Raw genomic sequence first — 6512 nt, 5'->3', positions numbered from 1 at the left:
ACGGCCATCGAGCACCTGATCAGCACCTCGAATGGCCCGGTGTTTCTCGCCAACATCAATGCCGACAACCAGCATGTGATCGCCGGCAGCGACCTGGCCATGGCCGCCTGCGCCAGCCGTGCCCTGGCGCTGGGCGCCAGCGCCGCCAGACGCCTGGCCATGAGCGTGCCGTCGCACTGTGCGCTGCTCGCTACACCGGCACAGGCACTGGGCGAAGCCTTCGCTGGCGTTGCCCTGGGCCGCCCGACGCTGGGCTACCTGAGCAGCACCTGCGCTCGCGTGCTGCGTGAGCCCGAGGCCCTGCGTGATGACCTCGCCTTCAACATGTGCCGTACCGTCGACTGGTACGCCACCCTGCGCAACGCCCACGAGCGCGGCGTACGGCTGTTCATCGAAATGCCGCCCGGGGTCGTGCTCAGCGGTCTGGCACGGCGCGTCTTCACCCGCGGTACCGTGGTCGCCTGCCAGGGCACCCGCCGCGATACCCTCGATGCCCTGCAGCGGCGGGAGGTGAACGCCACCGACTGACCTGCTCGCGTCTCGAAGAACAACAACAAGCCACTTCGACTGAACCTGAGGACAACAACAATGATTATCTACGGCGTGGCCCTGCTGGCCATCTGCACCCTTGCCGGGGTCATCCTCGGCGATTTCCTGGGCGTTCTGCTCGGCGTCAAATCCAATGTCGGCGGTGTGGGTATCGCCATGATCCTGCTGATCTGCGCCCGGCTGTACATGCAGCGCAATGGCGGCATGAGCAAGGAGTGCGAGTTCGGCGTCGGCTTCTGGGGCGCCCTGTACATTCCCATCGTGGTGGCCATGGCGGCCCAGCAGAACGTGGTCACCGCGCTGCACGGTGGCCCGGTCGCACTGCTCGCGGCGGTCGGCGCGGTGCTGGTGTGTGGCGTGACCATCGCCGTGATCAGCCGCATGCACCGTGGCGAGCCGCTGGAGAAGGAAGTGCCTGAAGTCGATGCCGTCGCCGTCGTACCGGCAGGGGGGCGCTGACATGGACCTGATTCTCAAGGCGTTGGAGCACAACGGCCTGATCACTGCCTTCGCGGTGGTGGGCGGCGTCATGTGGCTGTCGGTGGTGCTGTCCAAGCGGCTCACCTTCGGCCGTGTACATGGCTCGGCGATTGCCATCGTCATCGGTCTGGTGCTGGCCTGGGTGGGCGGCACGCTCACCGGCGGGCAAAAGGGCCTGGCGGACCTCACCCTGTTCTCGGGGATCGGCCTGATGGGTGGGGCGATGCTGCGCGATTTCGCCATCGTCGCCACAGCCTTCGAGGTGCAGGCCACTGAAGCGCGCAAGGCGGGAATGATCGGTGTCGTCGCGCTGCTGCTGGGCACCGTGCTGCCGTTCATCGTCGGTGTGGCCGTGGCCTGGAGCTTTGGCTACCGCGACGCGGTGAGCCTGACCACCATCGGGGCGGGCGCCGTGACCTACATCGTCGGCCCGGTCACCGGCGCCGCGCTGGGGGCGAGTTCCGATGTGATGGCGCTGTCCATCGCCACCGGCTTGATCAAGGCGATTCTGGTGATGGTGTTCACGCCGGTCTCGGCGCGCTTGCTGGCACTGGACAACCCCCGTTCGGCGATGGTCTTCGGCGGCCTGGCGGGCACGGTCAGTGGCGTGACCGCCGGGTTGGCGGCAACGGACCGACGGCTGGTGCCTTACGGCGCACTGACGGCCACCTTCCACACCGGCCTGGGCTGCCTGCTGGGGCCGTCGATCCTGTATTTCTGCGTGCGCGGGTTGGTGGGCTGAGAAGGGAGCCGGGCCAGCTCGGGCGCTATCGACCAACCTGACGGAACGCTGTGGCAGCTACTGGGGCTGCTGCGCAGCCCATCGCGACTGAAGTCGCTCCCACAGGTCGGTTGCCCCTGCACGAATTGCGCCGCTGCACCCGGCCGGATGCCCGCTCACTGATCGTGCTGGCGGGTGTACATCCGGCATTCGGCGACCAGCGCCAGCAGGTTCGGGTCGCGCTCGCGGGTCTTGAGAAAGAGCACGCCGATATGCTGCTGCAGCCGGTAGCGCCGCTGCAGTGGAATCAACCGGATGCGATTCTCGTACACTGCCGAAATGCGCCCCGGCAGCAACGCATAACCCACGCCTGAGCTGACCATGCTGAGCAGGGTGAAGATGTCGTTCACCTGCATCGCCACGTTCGGTTCGAACCCCGCCTGCTGAAACACCCGCTCTCCATCGCGGTGCGTGGCAAAGCCTTGGGTGAGGGTGATGAACGTGGACTGGGCGAGGTCAGCCAGGTCCACTTCACGCTCCTGAGCAAAGGGCGATTCGTTGGGCACCGCGAGGAAGATATCGTCTGAAAACAGCGGCAGTTGCTCGCAGGCAGGATCACAGGTGCTTTCGTTGAGCGAGACCAGGATCGCATCCAGTTCGAGGTTCTTGAGCCGGTACATCAGGTCGACGTTCGAGCCCAGGGTCAGGTCGATGTTCAGCTCGCTGCGGCGCAGCTTCAGGCCCATGATCAGCTGCGGCACGGTCTTGACGGTCAATGAATACAGCGTGCCAAGCTTGAAGCGTTCAGCGGAAAAGCCAGCCGCTTCACGGGTGGCGCGAATCATCTCACTGGTGTCCTGAATCAGCTTGCGTGCTTTTTCTTCCAGTACATAGGCGCTTTCCAACGGTGTCAGCGTACGTCCCTCGTGCTTGAACAGCGGGCAGCGCAAAGCGTTTTCCAGGGAGTGGATGGCCCGGTGCACGCTGACGCTGCTGGTGTCCAGGGCGCTGGCGGCGCGGGCCAGGTTGCCGCTGTGCATGAAGGCCAGAAATATTTCGAGCTTCTTCAGCGTCAGCTCTTCGTCGATCTGCATGTGGGTCTGTTCCAGGCCTTGACGCGGCACGGGACGAGCGCGCATCGGGTGCTGCAGCGTAGGGCGTTGGCCTGCGACGGGCAACTGCATCGAGCGCGCTCAGCCCCGCGCGTTGTCAATGCAGCCTGAGCGCGTAGCGGCACGGGACGAGCGCGTCGGGTACTGCGGCGCGGTCTTTCGATCACATCTGCATCGAGCGTGGCGACCTCACGTGCTGGCAACGCTGGCTGAGCGCCTGGCGAGGCTTTTGCTACCCGCCAGCCACGCGTTCATTGACTTCGCCTTATCCCTCCACCCCATCACAGCTCGAAGCTCAGCCGCACGCCGACCTCACGCGGCGGGCTGTAGACGGTCACCGCGCCGTTGAGCAGCCCGTCGGCGTCATAGCGCTGGTCCAGCAGATTGTTCACGTACGTGCTGACGGTGTACTGCCCGAACCGGTAGCCGCTGCTCAGGTCCACCAGCCCGTAACCGGGGCGGCGATAGGTGTTGGCGGCGTCCAGGTAGACCTTGCCCACCGCGCTGACTGACCCTTGCGCATACCAGCCGGAGTCAGCGTCGTAACGCAGGCCCAGGTGCCCGGTGAGATCGGGCGCGAAGGGGTTGCGGTTGCCCTGGTAATCGTTGGCGCCTTCGCGGAAACGCTCGAAGCGGGTGCGGTTCAGGCCCAGGGCGGCGGTGAGGGTCCAGCGCTCGCCCAGCAGGTATTCCAGGTCAAGGTCGAGCCCGGTGGAGGTCGCCGACGCCGCGTTGGTGATGTACACCAGCCCTTGCTGGATCAACTGCTGGACCTGCATGTCGCGCACCTGCATGCGGTACAGCGCCGCGGAATAGCGCAGGCGCTGGTCGGCGCCCAGGCCTTTGACGCCGAGCTCGTAGCTGCTGACTTTTTCCGGGTCGTAGGCCGGGTTGCCGGCGCGGCTGGCGAAGGCGTTGAAGCCGCCCGCGCGCATGCCCTGGGTGTAACTGAGGTAGGCGTGGGCATCGTCGGTCAAGGCGTATTGCAGCGCCACCTTGGGCGTGAAATGTGTCCAGCGGTCCGACTGGCTGGCGGTGCCCGCCGGGTCGATCCAGGCGCGGGCATTTTCGTAGCGTCCGCCCACGGTCAGCGACCAGGCGTCGGAGAGGGGTTGCAGCCACTGCCCGAACGCCGCCGCGGTATTACCGCCCAGGCCCGTCTGGGTGCGGCTCAGGCCCAGCGGCAGTTTCTGCTCGTAGTCGAGGTCGTGGTCCTCGCGGTCGGCATACAGGCCCAACAGCCAACGGCTCTGCTCGACGCTGCCGCTCAGGCGCAGTTCCTGGCTGAGGGTCTCGAAGTGGTAGTCGCGGGCCAGGTGCATGAGGTCGAGCGGCTGAAAATCGGTGTCCTGGCGCAGGCGATCATCGAACACGCTGCGTGCGGTGATCGAGCGCAGTTCCAGATCCCCGCCCAGGCTGTGGCGTACGTCCAGCGACCAGGTCTCCCCGCTGGAATGGTTGCGCCCGGCCAGGCCCGAGTTCACTGCGCGGTCGCGGCCTGTGCGGCTGCCCCATTGCGAGGCCTCGTCGCGGTATTTCAGGCGGCTGTAGCGCAGGGTTGCGTCGGTGAGTTCATCGGGCGTCCAGCGCAGGCTCAGGCGACCGCTCTGGCGCTCGCGATCGTCGGCCGTGCCGCCGGCGAAATCGTCGTCCAGGTAGCCATCCTGACGCGTGAACTGGCCGGCGAAGCCTGCGTACAGCGTGTCCTTGACCAATGCCGTGCTGAGGTCGGCGCTGTAGGTCTGCTTGTTGCGGCTGGCCAGGCCCGTTTCCAGCCGGGCGTAATCGGCCGCGCCCGGCTGGCGCGTGGAGACGCTGAGCACCCCGGCTTCGGCATTGCGCCCATAGAGCGCCGACTGCGGCCCGCGCAGGATTTCTACCTGCTCGACGCCGACCAGGTCAGTGTCGAAGCCTTGTCCGCGCAGCACCGGCACGCCGTCTACCAGCATCAGCAGCGAGTTGGAAAACGCCGTCGCGTTGGAGGTCAGACCGCGCACCACGGGCAGCTGCGTGCCGGACTGGCCGAAGGGCTGGAAGGTGAAACCGGGGTGCGTCGCACCAGTTGCTCGAGCGAGTCCAGCGGCGCGCTCTGCAGCGTTCTGGCATCGATCACCGAAAGGCTCGCCGGGAGCTGATCGCGGGTCTGTTCGAGCTTGTCGCTCTGCACCACGATGTTTTCCAGCTCCAGCGCGGGTCGTTCGCTGTCCTGGGCCTGCGCCATGCCCGTCGTGACCACCCAGGCGCCGACCACGCCGCCCAACCATGCCCTTGTCATTACCATTCCCCTGTACCTGCACAGCGCCCAGTGAAGGGGGGCGAAGGCAGGCAGTCTATCGCCTTGTCGAGAATGATTAGCATCTGCATGTCTATGCGCAAGCGCGTGATTCGTATGCGGCGTGAGCCTGGCCGGCACCCCCAGGCAGGATGGGTGTCGTGCGCCTCCACGGATTGCGGTTCAGTTGAGCGATGGGCTGCGTGGCAGCCCGCGGGTGATCTCAGGCGGGTGTTTGTGATCGGTGGTGCGCGCCTTGCAGGGCGCACTCACACGCCAGCCCCTGAGCAGTCACGATCAGAACCCTTCCAAGACGATCTTGCCCTTGGCCTTGCCGCTTTCGAGCAGCGCATGGGCACGCTTGAGGTTACTGGCGTCGATCGTGCCGAAGTGCTCGCCGAGCGTGGTCTTGATCACGCCCTCGTCGATCAGGGCCGAGACGCGCTCCAGCAGTTCATGCTGCTTGATCATGTCGTCGGTCTGGTACAGCGAGCGGGTGAACATCAGCTCCCAGTGCACCGAGATCGACTTGCGCTTGAAGGGCATGATGTCGAGCTGGTCCGGGTCGTCGATCAGGGCCAGCTTGCCCTGGGGCCGCAGGATCTCGACGATCTGCGAGAGGTAGCTGCCGGTGTGGGTCAGGCTGATCACGTAATCCACCTGATCCAGCTGCAGCGCTGCCAGCTGGGGTGCCAGAGGCTGGGTGTGATCGATGACTTCATGGGCGCCCAGGTCCTTGACCCACGCCTGGGTCTCAGGCCGTGACGCGGTGCCGATCACCGTGAGCTGGGTCAGCTGACGCGCCAGTTGCAGCAGAATCGAACCCACGCCACCGCCTGCGCCGATCACCAGCAAACGCTGCCCCTGGCCAGCCTGTTCGGTCACGCCCAGGCGATCGAAGAGCAGCTCCCAGGCGGTGATGGAGGTCAGCGGCAGGGCGGCGGCGCTGGCGTTGTCCAGGGTGCGTGGCTTGTGCCCGACGATGCGCTCGTCGACCAGGTGGAATTCGCTGTAGGCCCCGGGTCGGTCGATGGCACCGGCGTAGAACACTTCATCACCCGGCTGGAACAGCGTGACCTCGGCCCCCACTTCACGCACCACACCGACGGCGTCCCAGCCCAGCACTTCAGGCTGGTCACTGCGTCGGCTGGCGCGGACCTTGGTATCGACCGGGTTGACGGCGATGGCCTTGATTTCGACCAGCAGGTCGCGCGCGCCCGGTGTGGGTTTGGGCAGGGTGAGCTCGAACAGCGAGCGGGGGTCATTGATGGGCAGGGCGGGGGTGTCGAAAACGATGGCTTTCATTGGGCGGGCCCGTTGATGGAATGAGCGTACAAGGCTAAGCGGGAATGGCCCGTTGGGAAACAGGCATCTGCGG

Annotated in this window: 6 protein-coding genes and 1 pseudogene; 3 read left to right on the top strand and 4 right to left on the bottom strand. The window is 65.9% G+C overall.

Annotated features, from left to right (window positions below; all coding sequences use genetic code 11):
* The 3 genes and pseudogenes from RT028_RS08395 to madM form a co-directional block, all read left to right on the top strand.
* Nucleotides 1–528, top strand: a pseudogene (locus RT028_RS08395) (malonate decarboxylase subunit epsilon); the annotation flags it as partial.
* A 60-nt stretch (nucleotides 529–588) separates the two neighbouring features.
* Nucleotides 589–1008: a malonate transporter subunit MadL gene (madL, locus tag RT028_RS08390; protein WP_312934245.1), complete on the top strand. Its 420-nt coding sequence runs from the start codon at nucleotides 589–591 to the stop codon at nucleotides 1006–1008.
* A gap of 1 nt (nucleotide 1009) precedes the next feature.
* A complete protein-coding gene (madM, locus tag RT028_RS08385; protein ID WP_312934244.1) occupies nucleotides 1010–1771 on the top strand; it encodes a malonate transporter subunit MadM in 762 nt (253 codons plus the stop codon).
* A gap of 155 nt (nucleotides 1772–1926) precedes the next feature.
* Here madM and RT028_RS08380 read toward each other — a convergent pair whose 3' ends face one another.
* The 4 genes from RT028_RS08380 to RT028_RS08365 form a co-directional block, all read right to left on the bottom strand.
* Nucleotides 1927–2844 carry a LysR substrate-binding domain-containing protein gene (locus tag RT028_RS08380; protein WP_312934246.1) on the bottom strand — a complete coding sequence of 306 codons (918 nt, stop codon included), beginning with the start codon at nucleotides 2842–2844 and terminating at the stop codon, nucleotides 1927–1929.
* Nucleotides 2845–3143: 299 nt separating this feature from the next.
* Nucleotides 3144–4859, bottom strand: coding sequence for a TonB-dependent receptor (locus RT028_RS08375; RefSeq protein WP_312934243.1), 1716 nt, complete (start codon nucleotides 4857–4859; stop codon nucleotides 3144–3146).
* On the bottom strand, nucleotides 4847–5137 hold the full coding sequence (locus RT028_RS08370; protein WP_312934242.1) for a hypothetical protein: 291 nt from the start codon (nucleotides 5135–5137) through the stop codon (nucleotides 4847–4849). The genes RT028_RS08375 and RT028_RS08370 overlap by 13 nt, the downstream gene beginning before the upstream one ends.
* Nucleotides 5138–5431: 294 nt before the next feature.
* A complete protein-coding gene (locus RT028_RS08365) occupies nucleotides 5432–6439 on the bottom strand; it encodes a zinc-binding alcohol dehydrogenase family protein (protein WP_312934241.1) in 1008 nt (335 codons plus the stop codon).
* Between the last annotated feature and the right edge of the window lie 73 nt (nucleotides 6440–6512).

This window comes from Pseudomonas sp. (assembly GCF_032058845.1).
Taxonomy (GTDB): Bacteria; Pseudomonadota; Gammaproteobacteria; order Pseudomonadales; family Pseudomonadaceae; genus Aquipseudomonas.
Note: the sequence above shows the minus strand (reverse complement) of the source record. Positions and strands in the feature narration are given on the sequence as shown.